The 17,370-nt window shown below is 61.1% G+C and carries 17 protein-coding genes; 7 read left to right on the top strand and 10 right to left on the bottom strand.

Going from position 1 to position 17,370, the window contains the following annotated elements:
- The first annotated feature begins 373 nt into the window (after positions 1 to 373).
- Positions 374 to 2,023 (top strand): methyl-accepting chemotaxis protein, encoded by a 1,650-nt coding sequence (locus tag HDE75_RS21990; protein ID WP_183680505.1) that lies wholly within the window; start codon positions 374 to 376, stop codon positions 2,021 to 2,023.
- 89 nt (positions 2,024 to 2,112) lie between these two features.
- Here HDE75_RS21990 and bamE read toward each other — a convergent pair whose 3' ends face one another.
- Genes bamE through HDE75_RS21965 form a run of 5 tightly spaced genes read right to left on the bottom strand, consistent with a single transcriptional unit; the run spans position 2,113 to position 5,565 of the window.
- Entirely contained in the window at positions 2,113 to 2,418 is a 306-nt protein-coding gene (bamE, locus tag HDE75_RS21985) for an outer membrane protein assembly factor BamE domain-containing protein (RefSeq protein WP_183680503.1), read from the bottom strand.
- Positions 2,415 to 3,212, bottom strand: coding sequence for a hypothetical protein (locus tag HDE75_RS21980; protein ID WP_183680501.1), 798 nt, complete (start codon positions 3,210 to 3,212; stop codon positions 2,415 to 2,417). The genes bamE and HDE75_RS21980 overlap by 4 nt, the downstream gene beginning before the upstream one ends.
- A 54-nt stretch (positions 3,213 to 3,266) precedes the next feature.
- Positions 3,267 to 3,626 (bottom strand): nucleotide pyrophosphohydrolase, encoded by a 360-nt coding sequence (locus HDE75_RS21975; RefSeq protein ID WP_183680499.1) that lies wholly within the window; start codon positions 3,624 to 3,626, stop codon positions 3,267 to 3,269.
- Positions 3,623 to 4,084: a GNAT family N-acetyltransferase gene (locus HDE75_RS21970; protein ID WP_183680498.1), complete on the bottom strand. Its 462-nt coding sequence runs from the start codon at positions 4,082 to 4,084 to the stop codon at positions 3,623 to 3,625. Before HDE75_RS21970 ends, HDE75_RS21975 begins: the two co-directional genes overlap by 4 nt.
- Positions 4,085 to 4,119: 35 nt before the next feature.
- The gene (locus HDE75_RS21965; protein WP_183680497.1) at positions 4,120 to 5,565 is read right to left on the bottom strand and encodes a cytochrome P450; all 1,446 of its coding nucleotides are present in this window, start codon (positions 5,563 to 5,565) and stop codon (positions 4,120 to 4,122) included.
- Between the two features lie 154 nt (positions 5,566 to 5,719).
- Between HDE75_RS21965 and HDE75_RS21960 the strand changes: the two genes are divergently transcribed.
- Entirely contained in the window at positions 5,720 to 6,589 is an 870-nt protein-coding gene (locus HDE75_RS21960) for a helix-turn-helix domain-containing protein (RefSeq protein ID WP_183680496.1), read from the top strand.
- Positions 6,590 to 6,598: 9 nt separating this feature from the next.
- Here the strand turns inward: HDE75_RS21960 and ilvB are convergent, their stop codons facing one another.
- On the bottom strand, positions 6,599 to 8,344 hold the full coding sequence (ilvB, locus tag HDE75_RS21955) for a biosynthetic-type acetolactate synthase large subunit (RefSeq protein ID WP_183680494.1): 1,746 nt from the start codon (positions 8,342 to 8,344) through the stop codon (positions 6,599 to 6,601).
- A gap of 99 nt (positions 8,345 to 8,443) precedes the next feature.
- Between ilvB and HDE75_RS21950 the strand changes: the two genes are divergently transcribed.
- The 3 genes from HDE75_RS21950 (at position 8,444) to HDE75_RS21940 (ending at position 12,979) form a co-directional block, all read left to right on the top strand.
- Positions 8,444 to 8,905, top strand: a complete 462-nt coding sequence (locus HDE75_RS21950; protein WP_183680492.1) for an Lrp/AsnC family transcriptional regulator — start codon at positions 8,444 to 8,446, stop codon at positions 8,903 to 8,905.
- A gap of 158 nt (positions 8,906 to 9,063) precedes the next feature.
- Entirely contained in the window at positions 9,064 to 9,816 is a 753-nt protein-coding gene (locus HDE75_RS21945) for an NF038120 family PEP-CTERM protein (protein ID WP_183680490.1), read from the top strand.
- A gap of 1 nt (position 9,817) precedes the next feature.
- Entirely contained in the window at positions 9,818 to 12,979 is a 3,162-nt protein-coding gene (locus HDE75_RS21940; RefSeq protein ID WP_183680488.1) for a S8 family peptidase, read from the top strand.
- A gap of 9 nt (positions 12,980 to 12,988) precedes the next feature.
- Here the strand turns inward: HDE75_RS21940 and HDE75_RS21935 are convergent, their stop codons facing one another.
- Positions 12,989 to 13,780, bottom strand: coding sequence for an enoyl-CoA hydratase (locus tag HDE75_RS21935; protein ID WP_409254931.1), 792 nt, complete (start codon positions 13,778 to 13,780; stop codon positions 12,989 to 12,991).
- A gap of 9 nt (positions 13,781 to 13,789) precedes the next feature.
- On the bottom strand, positions 13,790 to 14,416 hold the full coding sequence (locus HDE75_RS21930) for a GIN domain-containing protein (RefSeq protein WP_183680484.1): 627 nt from the start codon (positions 14,414 to 14,416) through the stop codon (positions 13,790 to 13,792).
- A gap of 177 nt (positions 14,417 to 14,593) precedes the next feature.
- Between HDE75_RS21930 and HDE75_RS21925 the strand changes: the two genes are divergently transcribed.
- Complete coding sequence (locus HDE75_RS21925) at positions 14,594 to 15,151, top strand: flavin reductase family protein (protein WP_183680482.1); 558 nt, start codon at positions 14,594 to 14,596, stop codon at positions 15,149 to 15,151.
- A 171-nt stretch (positions 15,152 to 15,322) separates the two neighbouring features.
- On the opposite strand, the gene gdhA is transcribed toward HDE75_RS21925, so the two are convergent.
- Entirely contained in the window at positions 15,323 to 16,666 is a 1,344-nt protein-coding gene (gdhA, locus tag HDE75_RS21920; protein WP_183680480.1) for an NADP-specific glutamate dehydrogenase, read from the bottom strand.
- 78 nt (positions 16,667 to 16,744) lie between these two features.
- Here gdhA and HDE75_RS21915 point away from each other — a divergent pair, with 78 nt between their 5' ends.
- Positions 16,745 to 16,960 carry a hypothetical protein gene (locus HDE75_RS21915; protein WP_183753039.1) on the top strand — a complete coding sequence of 72 codons (216 nt, stop codon included), beginning with the start codon at positions 16,745 to 16,747 and terminating at the stop codon, positions 16,958 to 16,960.
- Positions 16,961 to 16,972: 12 nt separating this feature from the next.
- Here HDE75_RS21915 and HDE75_RS21910 read toward each other — a convergent pair whose 3' ends face one another.
- Positions 16,973 to 17,368, bottom strand: coding sequence for a RidA family protein (locus HDE75_RS21910; RefSeq protein ID WP_183680476.1), 396 nt, complete (start codon positions 17,366 to 17,368; stop codon positions 16,973 to 16,975).
- Between the last annotated feature and the right edge of the window lie 2 nt (positions 17,369 to 17,370).

Genomic DNA, 17,370 nt, shown 5'->3' with positions numbered 1-17,370 from the left:
TCACGCCAGGTATTTATTTTCCCGCAAGAAACACTTCTCCATCTTCCGTTACCATTGCTGAAGACAGCCCCATACCGATTCCGTATGCGTCCGCATGCTCCATCTTTTACCCTGCGCTTTTCCCTGATTTAACAATGACTTGAACGATAAATAATATTTAAATAATTCCGATACTAAAACTCAGTCATTTATTTTCATTTTAATAAAGTCAATTAAATTGAATTAAAGTAAATATTAAAAGATAGCGAAATTAACTTTTATTATATTGTTTGATGGGCGTCATATCCTCTGCGGCAGCATCTGGCAGGTGCTTGATGTGGTATATTGTTTTTATGTTTTTGTTATGCTAGTCGAGAAAAATAGAGGAGCGACAATGCGGGTCAACACGCCTATTACGCAAAATGAATACGTATTAAATGAAGGCATGACGATTGTTTCCACTACGGATTTACAGGGAAACATTAATTATGCGAATCAGTATTTCATTGAAGTCAGCGGATTTTCAGAAATGGAATTGCTGGGTGCACCCCAGAACATTTTGCGCCACCCCGATATGCCGGCCGAAGCCTTTGCCGACCTGTGGGAAACCATCAAGAATGGCATGCCGTGGACGGGCATGGTCAAGAACCGCTGCAAGAATGGCGATTTCTATTGGGTGCTGGCCAATATCACCCCCGTGATTGAAAACGGCCGCCCGATCGGCTATATGTCCGTGCGCACCAAGCCCACGCGCGAGCAGATCAACGAGGCGGCAGCCCTGTACAAGGGTTTTAAAGAGGGTAATACGGCCAATCTGGCGATCCGCAATGGCCGACTCGTGCGCCAAGGCTGGGCTGCCAGGCTGGTCGAATGGCGCAAGCTGAGCCTGCCGCAGGATATTGCCTTGCATTGCGTGATCTTTGGCCTGATCCTGGTCATCCTCGGTTGCGCCGTGTGGAATATTGATGGCGATACCAGCACGGCCACGCGCAGCTGGCTCAGCGGTGCGGCTGCCGTAGGCGTGGCGCTGGCCCTGTATTTCTGGTCGCACTTGCACAATTCGCTGGCAGCACCCTTGAACGATGCCATCACGGTGGCGCGCAAGATGGCCGGTGGCGACTTGACGGGCACCATCGAGCACGTGCGCGACGATGATATGGGTCAATTGATGGCGGCCTTGCGCCAGACAAATATCAACTTGCACAGCATCATCGGCGATGTGCGCGCCAATTTCGAGGATATCCGCATCACCACGGCGGAAATTGCCACTGGCAATATGGACCTGTCCAGCCGTACGGAGTCGCAGGCGTCCAGCCTGGAACAGACGGCAGCCAGCATGGAAGAGCTGACCTCGACCGTGCAAAACAGCGCCGAGCACGTGGCCATGGCCAATGACCTGGCGCAACAAGCATCGGGCATCGCGGCCAAGGGCGGTACCATCGTGACGGAAGTGGTCACCACCATGGATGAGATCAGCAGTTCCTCGCGCAAGATTCTCGACATCATCGGCTTGATCGACGGCATCGCTTTCCAGACCAATATCCTGGCCTTGAACGCCGCCGTCGAAGCGGCGCGCGCCGGTGAGCATGGCCGCGGCTTCGCGGTGGTGGCCGGTGAAGTGCGCAGCCTGGCCCAGCGCTCGGCCACGGCTGCCAAGGAAGTCAAGCACCTGATCGACCATTCGATCGCCACCGTCAATGCGGGCACCGAGCTGACCAGCAATGCGGGCGCGACCATGACGGAAGTGATCGCCTCCGTGGCCCGCGTGACGGAAGTCATGGACGAGATTTCCTCGACCACGCGCGAGCAGAACCAGGGCATCGGCCAGGTCAACCAAGCCGTGATCCACATGGATGGCATCACCCAGCAAAACGCTGCGCTGGTGGAAGAAGCGGCGGCAGCGGCCACCAACCTGGCGCAGCGCACTGACAGCGTGGCCAAGTCGATCGGCATCTTTAAATTGAAATCTTCACCGAAGCGCAAGAGTGCGGGTGTTGGGCGTGGGGTTGGTGTGGGGACGCGGGCTTTGCTTAAGGCGAGGTAATTAGAAAGGCCAGTCACTTCGTGAACGCGATACGTTCCATTCGAACGTATCGCCCCGTCGGAACTCGGCGTCCCCGTCTGACCCCACAGTTATTTCCCCGCCTGATACACTTCCCCGCTGCGCACCTGCTTCACCACCCCATCTTCCCCAAACAAAATCACAAACTCGCCCTGCGCACCGGATTGCGTCGGGTAGGTGTACATCCACACTTCATTACCGCTATCGAAACGAATGGTCGTGCTGTCGCCCAGGGCCGTGCGCACCTGCTGCTTGCTGGCGCCTATCTGCACCGTCTGTTCCAACGTTGCGTACGGCACATTTTTGCTCGCCTGCAAGGCGCGCGTGCCCGAGCAGGCGGTGAGCGTGACTAACAGCAATAGACTCAGCCACTTCATGGCGCCACCTCGTCCATATAGTGCAATTCCAGCAAGCTGTCGTCGGGCCAGCTGGCGTCCCACAGGGGGGCGTAATAGCTGTGGTCCAACAAGACCTGGCAATCGCAATAGGGCAGCGACGCGGGTGTCTGTTCGCCGCCCGCGTACAGCATTTTGAAGGGCAATGCGAGCCTGCGCTCGCCATGCACCAACGTGACGCCGAACAGGGGCCGGTCCGCGAAAAACAGGTAGTTGCCATCGGGCTGGTTACACACCTTGTCGGTGCTGTACAGCATGCTCGACAGCCAGGCGATGATTTGCGGGTCATTCGAGATCAAGCCCGAATCCATGCCGGCGCGGCATTCCAGGCGCAAGTCGCCCAGGCGCCGCGTATCGGGCGGCAAGCCCGGCGTGATCACTTGCGCACGCCAGCTCATGGTGCTGGCCTTGCGGTTGGCGAGCAATACGGCGTCTTCGCGCAAGGCCTGTTGATTGCGCACGGGCGCAAAACTATTGTCGGCAGCCAGGGGCAGCGGCACGCTGACGGTGTCGCCGGCGATGCGCAACTGTACGCCGCGCATGTCCATGTCGGGCTGGCGCGGCAGCAGACGAAAGCGCAGGCTGGCTTGCGGCGCCAGCGCATGGTCGCGCTCAAAGCGGTCCACTCCCAACATCATCTTGCGGTAGGACTTGTCGACCGGGTCGCGCGTGGCGTCCACCTTGACTTGCTGTACTTGTTGCGTGGGCGCAGTTTGCGCCAGCGCAATCGTGCTGTGGAGCAGTGAGCCAAATAGCAGTGAAAGGAGGGCGCGCATGGGGCCATGCTACGCTGTTTCGCCCAGCCGCCACGCACGAATGATGCCGGCAGCTCAGTATTCGGTCGATTTGCGGGCGTCACCGCGCACCTGCTCGGCCGGGTATTTCAAGCGATTGAGTTCCATCTTTTCCAGCACGGCCGCATGCAGGTCGACGCCGCTCTTGTCGGCCAGGCGCACCAGGTACATCAGCACATCGGCCAGTTCATGGCGTATGCCCGTGCGTTTCGCCTCGTCCAGTTCCGCGTCGGCACCGGTTGGCAGCCACTGGTAATGTTCCACCAGTTCCGCCACTTCCACCGACAGTGCCATGGCCAGGTTCTTTGGCGTATGGAACTGGTCCCAGTCACGCTCATCGGCGAAGCTGCGCAGGCGGGTGCGGATGTCGAGCAGGCTGTCAGCAGGCGTACTCATGCTGCCAGCGCCAGAGGTTTTTCCATGAAGACACTGAACGGATCGTCCGGATAGTCGCCGTAGGGTCCGCGCCGCTGGTAGCCGTGCCGGGCATACAGGGCGATGGCTTCAGGCTGGTGAATGCCCGTTTCCAGTGTCAGCAAACGGCAGCCACGCGCCAGCGCCTTGTCTTCCAGCAAGGCCAGCAGACGCTTGGCCAGGCCCAGGCCGCGGCTGTCCGGGTGCACATACATGCGCTTGATTTCACCAAATTCAGGCGTGACGACGATGGCGCCGCAGGCGCGCGCCACGCCTTGACCATCGCGCGCGACAGCAAACAGCAGGGTGTCCGTTGGCAATGAGGCCAGGTCCAGCGAGTACACAGACTCGGCCGGATACAGGCTTTGCTGGTAGGCGTCCAGTTCGGCGATCAGGGCTAAGACATCGGCTTGTTGTGGCGATTCAAGATGGATTTGCATGGAGAAAGTACATAAAGTGTAATTCCCCCATGGTATCACTGCGGCTTCTGCAGCCGCATCGACAGGCCGATCGGTGACATCACAAAGCCCATCAATTCCTGCGCCTCGCCACCATCGGGCGTATCGACCCCGGCGATGTCGAAACTGCCCAGCAGCATGGCCATCGCGATCTTGATTTCCAGCAAGGCCAGATAGCGGCCGGGACAGGTGCGCAGGCCCGAACCGAAAGGCATGGCCGCCCGTTTATTGTTGGTTTCCTGTTCGCCCTCGGCCAGCCATCGCTCGGGCTTGAATGCTTGCGCGTCAGCAAAGTGCGTATCGGATACCGTATCGTGGCGCATCAGGCAGCAGATCATGGTGCCGGCCGGGATGGCGATGTCGGCGATGACGGTGTCGCGCAGCGCTTCGAGTGGAATATACGGCGCCACCGGTTTCAAGCGCATCGCTTCGCTGGCGCAGGCGCCCAGATAGTCCAGGCTATCCATTTGCTCGATCGTGAATGCGGAAACATCGGGCGCCAGGCTGCGCACTTCTGCGCGCGCCTTGGCCAAGGCTTGCGGATTGCGCTGCAACAGATACAGCATCCATGAAATCGTATTGGCCGTCGTGTCTTCACCTGCCAGCAGGATGGTCAGCACATTGCCCGCCACATTGCCATCGTTGACGCCGCTGTCTTTTTCATCGGCGGCCACTATCATCGCTTCGAGCAGATTGGGCGGACGCTCGCGGCGCGACGGGTCTTGCGCCATGCGGGTCCGTGCCTGTGCTATCAGATCGGCTATCGCCAGCTTCAGGGCCGCCATGTCACGGTCCAGGCGGTGGTCGCGCGGCAGCTTGACGTAGCGCCAGTAGGGCACAAGCGACAGGCTGCGCCGCGCCACGGCAGGCAAAATGGCATCCAGGTGGCGCTGGATCACGTCGTCGCCCGCTTCCAGGGTATTGACCTTGGTGCCGAAGGCCAGGCCGGCGATGATGTCGACCGTGTAGCGCTTTAAATCGTCATCGAGGTTGATGGCCTGGCCGCGCGTGGCCGCACTTGCCCAGCGACGCTGCAGGCGCTGCGCCACCGTCACCAGCGAGGGAAAATACGCCTTGATCGCGCCGGGCGCCATGCCGGCCATGACCATGCGCCGCTGGTTGCGCCAGGCGGCGCCTTCAGCCAGGAACACGCCAGGCTGGCTACCCATTTCTTCGGCCACGATAACGCTGCTGAGCGGCCGGCGAAAACCATCGGGGCGGTCGCGCAATATGGCGGTTATTGCCTCGCTATCGGAGACCACCAGCATCAATTGCGGACCAAACCAGGCGCGCACGAAGGGACCATAGCGCCGTGCCCAGCCTTCCATATCGAGGTGGATGCGCGGCAGTTTGACTTGCAGGCTATTGCCGATAAAGGGCAGGGCCCGAGGCCCCGGCAATTGGCGGATCTGGCGCAGCGGACGTACGTTCGATGGTGTAGCGGTATGATCGAGTGGCGGCATGGCTTGCTCCAATGGTAACGATGCAGTGACGATGCGGTGCTGAGGATGGCATCACTGTACCCGCCGTGGGTTGCCGCGTATTGAACGTTTACGACATCATTACCGGTATTTTTTTGGTGTTACAAATTTCGCCACTATCTGTACAATATACGCCATGCCGACTGCCTCGAAAATCGCCGCCACACCGAGCACGCGCCTGATTGCACCGCGCCTGGCGCTGGCGTCCTGCGTGCGCGCCATCGTCGTGCGCGACACCACCGGCTGTTCTCTCTTGCCACCCGCGCAGCGCCTGAACCGTTTTCCTTCCGTGCCCATGTGTTGCATCGTCTGGACTATCGCGGGCGAGCTGGAGGCGGCCGGACCTGGCCTGTCGCTGGCGGACGTACGCATGCCGCCCGCCTTGTTCGGCGGCCCCCGCTCGTATCCGCTGGTCAGCTACAACCCCGGTCCTGTGCACTCGTTCGTGGTGATGTTTTATCCGGCCGCCTTATATGCGTTGACGGGCGTGTCGATGGATGCATTGCTGGACCAGTTTCTCCCGCTCGAGAGCGTGTTCGACGCCGACTGGCAGGTGCTGTCCGATGCCATTTTGGCCGCGCCCGACGATGAGACCCGCATCCGTCTGCTGGAAGCTTTTCTGGCGCCGCGCTGGCAAGCGGTCCGCAAGGCTGGAGACCATCCGGCCGGCGCCATGCACGACTGGGTGCGCCGCCTGGGTGTGCAGGCTGCATCGACAGGATTGACCAGCAGTGCGCGCAATGTCGAGCGCCGCATCAAGGCCTGGGCCGGCCAGCCCATGCGCACCTTGCGCCGTATGCGCCGCGCAGAACAGGTATTCCTCGACGAGCGCGAAGCCATCTTGCAGGGCACGGTGTCATGGACCGAAGTGGCCGCCAGCGGCGGTTATGCCGACCAGGCCCATTTCTGCCGCGAGACGCGTGAAATCACCGGCTTGACGCCGACCGAGCTGACGCGGGCCATGCGCGAGGACGAAAGCTACTGGATCTACAGGATTTGGAGTTAAGCGGATATTTTATTCCGCGTAGACCTCACCCTTGCTGAGCGTGATTTGATGGTGGCACGCGCCGGGCGCCATCATGGGAAAGCAGTTTTCCTCGCCATGCACGCGCACGTCGAGAAAATACGGACCATCCGTCGCCAGGCACTCGGCCAGTGCCGCGTCGAGGCCGGCGCGGTGTTCCACCGTACGCGCTTGCCAGCCGAAGGCGCGCGCCAGGGCGACGAAATCAGGCAGCGCTTCCGTGTAGCTGTGGCTATAGCGTCCACCATGTATCAGTTCCTGCCACTGGCGCACCATGCCCATGTAGCCATTGTTCGACAACACCACTTTGACGGGCAGGCGATGCTGCACGGCGGTCGCCAGTTCCTGGATATTCATCAGGATCGATGCATCGCCGCTGACGCACACCACCGTTTTATCGGGATGGGCGATCTGCGCGCCGATGGCGGCCGGCAGGCCGTAACCCATGGTGCCAGCGCCGCCTGACGTGAGCCAGCGGCCGGGCCGCTCGAAGCGCAAATGCTGGGCCGCCCACATCTGGTGCTGGCCCACGTCGGTGGCGACGATGGCGTCGTGACCATCGAGTGCCGCCTGCAGGCGCTGCATCAAGGCTTGCGGCGCAATCACGTCCGGTGTGTCCCAGAACGCCAGGCTGTTCTGCGCGCGCCAGCCATCGATGCGGCGCCACCAGGCGGATAAATCCTGCCTGGCCTGGCTTTGCAAGGCGCCCATCAGCGCCGCCAGCACGGGCGCGCAATCGCCGCGCAAGGCCACATCGGCCTGCACCACCTTGCCGATCGATGCCGGATCGATATCGACGTGGATGACTTGCGCGTGGGGACTGAAGGCATCGAGCTTGCCCGTGACCCGGTCGTCGAAACGGGCGCCCACGCAGACGATCAGGTCCGCATGGTGCATGGCGAGATTCGCTTCCAGGGTGCCGTGCATGCCCAGCATGCCCAGGAAAGCAGGATGCGAAGCGGGGAAGGCGCCCAGGCCCAGCAGGGTCAAGGTGCATGGCGCGCCGGCCATGGCGGCCAGCGCCTGGAACAGCGCGCAGGCGGGGCCGCCCGAATTGATCAAGCCACCACCGCCGTAAAACACGGGCTGGCGCGCGCTGGCGATCAGGCTGGCGGCGCGCTCGATATCGGCTTGTTCGGGCAGGCGTGCCGGCTCCGGTGTTGCCGGAACTGGCGGGGCGCCATGCACGGGCGCCAGTTGCAGATCCTTGGGGAAATCGATCAGCACGGGGCCGGGCCGGCCTTGTGTCGCCTGCGCAAACGCCGCTTGCACCACGGCTGCTACTTCTTCGGCGTCGCGGATTTGCCGGTTCCATTTGGTGACGGGGCGCGAAATGCCCAGCGCGTCGCATTCCTGGAAGGCGCTGGTGCCGATGGATGTTGTTGCCACCTGGCCGCTGATGCAGATGAGGGGGATCGAATCGCACAGCGCGTCGAGCAGGCCGGTGGTGGTGTTGCTCATGCCGGGGCCGGACGTGACGAACACCACGCCTGGCCGGCCCGTGCTGCGCGCATAGCCTTCTGCGGCATGCACGGCCGCCTGTTCGTGTCGCACCAGCACGTGGCGCAGGCGCGGCTGCGCATGCAGCGCATCGTACAGGGGCAGCACGGCGCCACCCGGATAGCCGAACACGGTATCGACGCCCAGCGACAGCAGGGTGTCAATCAGCATGCTGGCGCCATTGCGGGAGGGGAGGTCGACGGCGGGAGCGAGCAGGGTGGCGTGGTCAGGTTTCATGCGTTTATTGTCTATCTGTTGCAGCAGAAAAGGCTGCTGGATTTATCGTATAAAATCGCTACTTCAGCAAAATTTGCTGCAAAGTGAAGGAAATGCAGAATGAAGCTAGATAAATTCGACCTCGCCATCCTGACGGCGCTGCAGCAGGACGCCCGCATCAGCCTGCACGACTTGAGCGCGCAGGTGGGCCTGACGTCGTCGCCGTGCTGGGCGCGCATCAAGCGCATGGAAGACGATGGCGTCATCGAGGGCTATACGGTGAACGTGAACGCGGCCAAGGTGGGGCTGGCCGACACGGTCATCGTGCAAGTGACGCTGGATGACCATTCGGACCAGGCCCTGTTCGAGTTCGGCCACGCGCTGGCGATGATTCCCGAAGTGCTGGAAGCCTTTCTGGTGTCGGGCGACTATGACTATTACCTGCGCATTGCCGTCAGCGATACGCGCGACTATGAACGTTTGCTGCGCGAGCGCCTGTACAAGATCCCCGGTATCCGCCACAGCAAATCGAGTTTTGTCTTGCGGCAATTAAAGCAAAGTTATCTGCCGCTGCAGCGTTGAGCATGCGCATGCCGCATCGAGAAAACCGGACTGAATACCAGGAAGATGAGGAAAAATAAATAGAGATTATTGTGTATATGCTATTCATTTTCTGTATCCCGTGATGGCGCCGCCTTCAGCCGCGCCATCGATTCAACATCATCTTCAGGGGAAGCAGAATGAATCGTTTATCGCATGTCGGAAGACGGCTGGCTGCCGCCTTGTCACTCTGTTGCGCCGCGCCCGTCATGGCGGCGGTGATCAATTTCGATAGTATCGGCCCCGATATTTACAGCAGCGGCGATGTGCTGCAGGTATCGGCTTATAACTTGCTGTTCCTGGCCGACCCCACTTCGGCTGTGCATGGCCAGTCCAGCGGGGTGGGTGCGATTCTCGATGGCCGCACGAATTCGTCATGCGATATCGCGGCCTGTCCGCAAGGCGCCACCGGCAATTACCTGGCGATCCTCAATGATGGCGGCGTGCAGATTGTGCGCAGCGACCTGCATGCATTTACCCTGGCCGGTTTCGATTATTCCTTCCTTGCGCCGGTGAGCGGTTTGCCAGACCAGCAATGGGGGCTGCTGCAACTGAGCGGCGTGCTGGCCAGCGGGCAAGTGGTGACGGCGTCGCTGGCGTTTCCCGGGCAGGACATTGATGGCAATTACTATTTCCTGGGCGCGTCCTTGCCGGGCGCCTTGCGCAACCAGGTTTTCACGGCGCTGACCTTCAATGCGTGCACTTATAACGACGCTGGCCTGTGCAGCAATTCCGTGGCTTTCCCTGCTTTCAACCAGGCCCAGTTCGCACTGAATAACATCAGCATCAACGCGGTGGACGAACCCGCGACATCGATGCTGATGCTGGCGGGCCTGGCCGCCATCGGCATGCTGTCGCGCCGCCGCACACTGCATCGTTTGCAAGGAGCCTGAGATGATACGCCATCCCATTTCGCTGGCCATTTGCCTGCTGGTCTTCAGCCTGGCACAGTCGGCGCAGTCACAGGAACGCCGCTCGTATATCGTGCAATTGATCGACAAACCGGCCGCCAGCTACGCAGGCCAGCTCGCTGGCCTGGCCGCCACGAAGCCCGCGCCGGGAGCGCGCCTTAACGTGGGCGCTGCCGATGTGCAGGCGTACCTGGTTTATCTGGATAGCCGCCAGGCAGCTGTCGTCAGTAGCGTGCCGGCCGCCGCCGTCACGCACCGCTACAACGTGGTCTTCAACGGTTTTTCAGCCCTGCTGACGGATGACGAAGTGCGGGCCTTGAAGAAAAATGGCGGCGTGGCCAACATCAGCGCCGACAATATTCTGCAGGTCGACACCAGCTACACGCCTACCTTCCTTGGCTTGACCCAGCCAGGTGGCCTGTGGGATCAGCTGGGAGGCACGGCGCATGCCGGCGAAGACATCATCATCGGCATCGTCGATTCCGGTATCTGGCCCGAAAACCCTTCTTTTGCCGACCGCCTCGACGACAATGGATTGCCCAGCCATAGTGGCAGCAATGTGGTGTATGGCCCACCGCCTGCCAATTGGCAAGGCATCTGCCAGGCGGGCGAAGGTTTTAGTGCCAGCAACTGCAACAATAAGCTGATCGGCGCGCGCTACTACCGCGTGTCCGGCGCGGCGCTGCACTGGACGGAGTTCCGTTCGCCGCGCGATTCCGTGGCCGGCGCCACGGGACACGGCGGCCATGGCTCGCATACGGCGTCCACCGCGGGCGGCAATCATGGCGTGGTGGCCAGCGTAGACGGCGTGGCGCTGGGGGCGGTGTCGGGCATGGCGCCGCGCGCGCGCCTGGCCGTGTATAAAGTCTGCTGGACGGCGGCATCGACGGGCCGCAATGGCTGCGCCACGGCCGACAGCGTGGCCGCCATCGACCAGGCCGTGAAGGATGGCGTTAACGTCATCAATTTCTCGATTGGCCCGAATGCTGGCGGCGGCGCCTTCGATGAGCCAACCGAGCAGGCCTTCCTGGGCGCGGCCAGCGCGGGCGTGTTCGTAGCCACCTCCGGAGGGAACTCAGGCCCATCCACGCTGCCGCCCGATACACAAGCGCCAGTGTCGCACATCAGCCCCTGGCTGGCGACGATGGCCAACTCCACCCACAACCGCCTGTATGTGGGTTATGTCATCCTTGGCGATGGCCGCCGGCTGGAAGGCGCATCGAGCAATGCGAATACACTGCTCTCGCCGCTGATACGCGCGCGCGATGCGGGCCTGCCTGGCGTGGCGACTACCGATATCAACCTGCTGCGCTGCTTTGGCGATGCCGATGGCAGCCCGGCTTATCTCGATCCGGCCAAGGTGGCGGGCAAGGTGCTGGTGTGCGACCGGGGCGCGAATATTCTCATCAACAAGAGCACGAATGCTGAATCGGCGGGCGCCGTCGGCGTGGTCATCGCCAACGTGGCGGGCGGCGCCACCAACCTGGTCAACCAATCGTATGCGCTGTCGACCGTGCAGCTGGCGCTGGTCCAGGCCGAGACCCTGAAGGCTTATATGGCTGCCACGCCCTCGGCGACGGCGGCCTTGGGCGAAGTGCATGCGATTGCCGACACCAGCGTGCTGGCGCCCATCGTCAACGGCAGTTCTTCGCGCGGGCCGAATGTGGCCAATGCGAATATCCTGAAACCCGACCTGTCGGCGCCCGGCACGAATATCCTGGCGGCCGTATCGGCCGACCTGACCCAGGCCCAGCGCGATGCGGTGGCGGCTGGTGGCGTGGCGCCCGTGGTGGAATGGGATTTTTATACGGGCACCTCGATGGCCAGCCCGCACGTGGCGGGCGTGGCGGCGCTGCTGCGCCAGCAGCACCCGGACTGGTCGCCGGCAGCCATCAAGTCGGCGCTGATGACGACCGCGTACGGCACCTATGCTGACGGCTTGAACGGCAGCCTGCCATGGGATACTACGGCGAAAAATTCAGGCCAGTTGCCATGGGGGCAGGGCGCCGGCCATATCGCGCCCAATGGCGCCAGTGATCCCGGTCTGGTGTATGACGCGGGGGAGCTTGATTATGCGCGCTTCCTGTGCGGCTTGAATCTCCGCACGCCGTATTCGGCCGATTGCAGCGCCACCGGCATCATCGCACCCTACAACCTGAACCTGGCGTCGCTGACGGCGGCCGACGTGCTGGGCGCGTTGACCTTGCAACGCACGGTGACCAATGTGGGGACCGGCAGCGCCGTCTACAACGCCTCGGCCAGCTTGCCAGGTTTTAGCGTGCAGGTCACGCCGGCCAGCTTGTCGCTGGCGCCGGGAGCCAGCGCGCAGTTTCAAGTCAGGCTGGCGCGCACCACGGCACCGGTCGATACCTGGGTGTATGGCGCCCTGAGCTGGAGCGATGGTGTGCATACCGTGCGCAGTCCGCTCACGGCGCGTGGCAGCGTATTGGCCGTCTCGCCGCTGGTCGGCAGCGTAGCGCTCACGGGCAGCAAGATACTGACCCTGGGCACGGGCTTTTCCGGACCGCTGGTCGCCGTCAAATCAGGCTTGCTGGCAGCGGTACGCGAAACACGTTCCATCGGCCAGGCTGACAACAATACGGCGTCAGGCAGTTGCACCACGGGCGGCGCGGCGGGCGTGAACGTGCATGATGTGCTCATCCCGGCCGGCACCCTGGCGGCGCGTTTTGCCACCTACGATGACGACACTACGGGTGGCGAAAACACCGATATCGACATGGAGGTGTACAACGCCGCCGGTGAACTGGTGGGCAGCAGCGGCAATGAAGGCTCGAACGAACAGGTGGAGCTGCGCTTGCCGCCGGCGGGTACCTACCGCGTTTGCCTGATCGGCTATGCGCCGCAGGACGGCCGCGCCGACTACACCTTGTCGTCGTGGGTGCTGGCGCCTGGCCTGAGCGGAGGCAATTTCAAGGCGCTGATGCCGGGCACCGCCTACCTCGGCGGCACGGCATCCGTCGCGTTGTCCTGGTCCGGCCTGGCGCCTGGCAAGCGTTACCTGGGCGCGCTTGGGTATCAGGTGGCGGGTATGCTGCAGGGGCTGACCGTGATCGAGGTCGACACCACCGATCCCGTGCCCCTGTTGCGCAATGCGCGCGCCAGCAAGCCGGTGCTGGCGCGATAGCTGCGGTGTTCAGCGCGGCCGCCAGGCAGGCGGCCGCTTTTCCAGAAACGCGTTGATGCCTTCATCGGCATCTTCTTCCATCATATTGTGGGCCATGACGTCGCCCGCGCAGGCATAAGCGTCATGGAGGGCCAGTTGCCGCTGGCGGTAAAACATCGCCTTGCCATAGCGCACGGCGGTCGGGCTTTTTTCCACGATGCTGCGGGCCAGTTGCGCGACCGCATCGTCGAGCGCGTCGTCAGCCACGGCGCTGTTGATCAGGCCCCAGTCGGCGGCCGTGGCGGCATCGATGAAGCGGCCCGTCACCAGCATCTCGAAGGCCCGCTTGGGCGACACATTGCGCGACAGGGCCACCGATGGCGTGGCGCAGAACAAGCCCACGTTGATACCGGATACGGCAAAGCGGGCCGCTTCGCCCGCCACCGCCAGGTCGCAACTGGCAACGAGCTGGCAGCCGGCTGCCGTGGCGATGCCGTGTACCCTGGCGATCACGGGCACGGGCAGCGCCTGGATGGCTAACATCACGCGCGAGCATTGCGCAAACAGGGCTTGATAATAATCGAGGCGGCGCGTGGCCTGCATTTCGCGCAGGTCGTGGCCCGCGCAAAAAGCCTTGCCCTCTGCGGCCAGCACCACGCAGCGTACATTCGGCTGCTGCGCGATGGTGTCCAGTTCGGCCTGCAGCGCGGCCAGCATGGCGTTAGAGAGGGCATTGAACTGCGAAGGGCGGTTCAGGCGCAAGGTGACCAGATGACCATCATCTTCGCGCAGCACCAGCGCATCGGTGGATTCGTGCGGCATGGCCATCGCCTATTTGGCAGCGGTGACACTGCCGATGCCGCTGATCGACCTGTGCACGATCTTTGGCTTGCCGTAATACACCAGCTCGCCCATGCCGCGCACTACGGCATTCAACTCACCCGAGGAATACACTTTCACGGAACCGATGCCGTCGAAATTGACATCGACGTTTTTCGCCAATAAAGCCTTGGTATCGACTTCGCCCACGCCTTGCGCCTTCAGGCGCAGCCAGTCCACCTGGCCATCGGCGCTCAAGCGTCCGGCGCCCTTGTAGCTGATATCGACCCGGGGACCACTGAGTTTGGTCAGGATTTTTTCACCCGCACCTTCGGCGATCAGCTTGCGCAAGGCCGGTACGGTGACGATGATGCGCGGGTCGCCCTCGGTCTTCTTGATGTTCTTGTCCTTCATCGAAATTTTCAGCTCGCCATCGACCACTTCCGTGATCACGCCGCTGAGAAATTGTTGATCGCCGCGCAAGGTCAGGCTCTGCTCCTTGCCCGACTCGATCTCGATACTGATGGGGCCACGGATATCGATCGCATTGAAGGCGCCGACTACGCGCGTTTGTTCGCCGGCATGGGCGGGGCTAAAGAATGCAAGGGACAAGGCAGCAAACAGGGCTAGACGGCGCATGGCGATTTCCTTGAGTTGTTGATAAGTGTATTCTAGGGTGCAACTTCTTCGCGTGAAAGAAATTTGCGACGAACTGCACAAATCGCAACATGGATGGGGCGCAAGCGCTGCGCCATCCGCGCGACCAACTGGCCGCCATTGGTCTATGCTATGGCGTAGACAGTCCACGGAGACGGCATGAAAAATTATCACAAAGAAGATTATCCTGTCGCCGATATCCGGCGCTTCCTGGAGCCTGGCCCCGTCGTGCTGGTCAGTTCAAGCTGGAAGGGGGAGAGCGACATCATGACCATGGGTTGGCATATGCTGATGGAATTTACGCCATCGTTACTGGGCTGCTTTATTTCCGACGCGAACCATAGCCATGAAATGATCAAGCGCAGCATGGAGTGCGTGATCAACCTGCCCACGGCAGACATGGTCGACCAGGTAGTGGCGATAGGAAATTGCAGCGGTGAAGACACGGATAAATTTAGCGCCTTCGGCTTGACGGCACAGCCGGCCGAACAGGTGAGCGCACCGCTGATCGCCGAATGCTACGCCAACTTTGAATGCAAGCTGGCGCAGGTGGCCGGTAATCCGCGCGGTGGCTTCTTCATCCTGGAATGCGTGAAAGCCCACGTGGCCACCTCGCCCAAGCTGCCCGAAACCCTGCATTACCGGGGCAATGGCGAGTTTATGGTATCGGGGCGTACCATCAGCCGCAAGAGTCTGATGAAGCCTGAGATATCGTAGACACCTAACAAAACCTACTGCGCGTTGATATAGGTAGCCTGCGATGCTCACCGTACTAAAGTACGGTTGCGCTTCTTAGCCACCTCTCTCTTCCGCTCGCTACGGTTTTGTTAGGTGTCGTTAGTTTTAAGGTGATAACCCAACGTCAAAGACGTCGCGCGATTGGCCACCTTAAATGACGCCTTGTGCCAGCATGGCATCGGCGACCTTAACAAAGCCCGCAATATTGGCGCCATCGACATAGCTGACCGTGCCATCGGCGCGCGTGCCGTATTGTTTGCAGGCAGCATGGATGCCCTGCATGATTTGCAGCAGGCGCGCGTCGACTTCTTCGCTGGGCCACGCGATACGGGCTGCGTTCTGGCTCATTTCCAGTCCCGAGGTGGCCACGCCGCCCGCGTTGCTGGCCTTGCCCGGCGCGTATAAAACGCCGGCTACCTCGAATGCCTTGGCTGCCTCGATGGTGGTGGGCATGTTGGCGCCTTCGGCTACGCAGACGACGCCATTGGCGATCAGGGTGCGCGCATCATCGATGGTCAATTCATTTTGCGTGGCGCAGGGCAGGGCGATATCGACTGGCACATGCCATGGCGATACACCGGCTTCGAAACGTACGCCGGTGCGTTCGGCGTAATCGCTGACACGGCCATACAGGTGGTTTTTGACCTCCATCAAAATGGCCAGCTTGGCCGGCGTAAAACCTTCTTCGTCGATGATGGTGCCGCTGGAGTCTGACAGGGTGAGCACGCGCGCGCCCATGGCCATGGCTTTTTCCACCGCATATTGCGCCACGTTGCCCGAGCCGGAGACGGATACGCGCATGCCTTCGAACGAGCGTCCCCGCGTCTTTAACATTTCCTGGGCAAAATACACGGTACCGTAACCGGTCGCTTCCGGCCGCATCAAGGAACCTCCAAAGCTGGCGCCCTTGCCCGTAAATACGCAGTCGGCACGGTTGCTGAGCTTTTTCATCATGCCAGCCATATAGCCGACCTCGCGTCCGCCCACGCCGATATCGCCTGCCGGCACGTCCGTGTCCGCACCCACATGGCGGAACAGTTCGCTGACAAAGGCCTGGCAAAAGCGCATCACCTCGCCCTGGCTCTTGCCCTTGGGATCGAAGTCCGAACCGCCCTTGCCACCACCCATGGGCAAGGTGGTCAGCGCATTCTTGAAGGTTTGCTCAAACGCCAGGAATTTCAGCACCGACAGGGTCACGGATGGGTGAAAACGGATGCCGCCCTTGTACGGTCCGATGGCCATGCTGTGCTGAATGCGATAACCGCGATTGACTTGCACCTGCCCATGATCGTCCACCCACGACACGCGGAACATCACCACGCGTTCCGGCTCGACCAGTCGTTCCAGCAAGCCTTGTTCCGCGTATTTCGGATGCTGTTCCAGGAATGGCCACAAGCTCTCCATGACTTCGGTGACGGCTTGCAGAAACTCGGGCTGGCCTGGATTGCGCGCGGCGACTTGCTGGACATACTCGTGAGCAGATGCGTATTTCATCAAAATTCCCTAGAGTTAATTGCTGATTTGAGCATATATCTTCTCAGATTTTGCACAAAAATGGTGCGAAAATTTGGTTTGGAGAATTTTCTGCTGTTTTTTAATGCAGTATCGCAGGAATATTTTTCGCAGAAAAACAGGATTGGTCTGGTGCAAATAACGACTGAAAAACAAAACGCCAGCAGGTGGGCTGGGCGTTGTTCAGGTGCTTGTATCTTGTTGGATGATGCCGGTCAGCGCATACCGATGGTTACTCCTGACCAGCGGTTCCAGCAGCACCGCCATACCTTGTGACAGGGCAGCAGATCAGCCCGCATGCGCCACGGCGCGTATCTCGATCAACTGATGCGGGAAGGCCAGGCCGGACACGCCGATCAGGGTGGCGGCCGGGCGATGATCGCCCACGTATTGCTTGAACAGTTCTACGCAGGGCTGGAAATGTTCGGCGGGGTTGGCGAGGTAGATCACCATTTCCGCGATTTGCGTACGTCCCACATTGAAGCCGGCCAATACGCGGTCGAGGTTTTCCAGGGTGGTGCGTGCTTGCAGATCGAAGTCGTGTTCGCCGACGAAAGCGCCCTGCATGTCATGCGAGAATTGGCCGGAAATATAGATGGTGCCGTTGATGCTGTAGCCTTGGGTGACGCCGAATTGCTCTTCCCAGGAAACGCCGTGATTGTAGGTGGTGGCTGTTTGTGTCATGC

The organism is Janthinobacterium silvisoli (assembly GCF_014200725.1).
In the GTDB taxonomy this organism is placed as follows: domain Bacteria; phylum Pseudomonadota; class Gammaproteobacteria; order Burkholderiales; family Burkholderiaceae_D; genus Janthinobacterium.
Note: the sequence above shows the minus strand (reverse complement) of the source record. Positions and strands in the feature narration are given on the sequence as shown.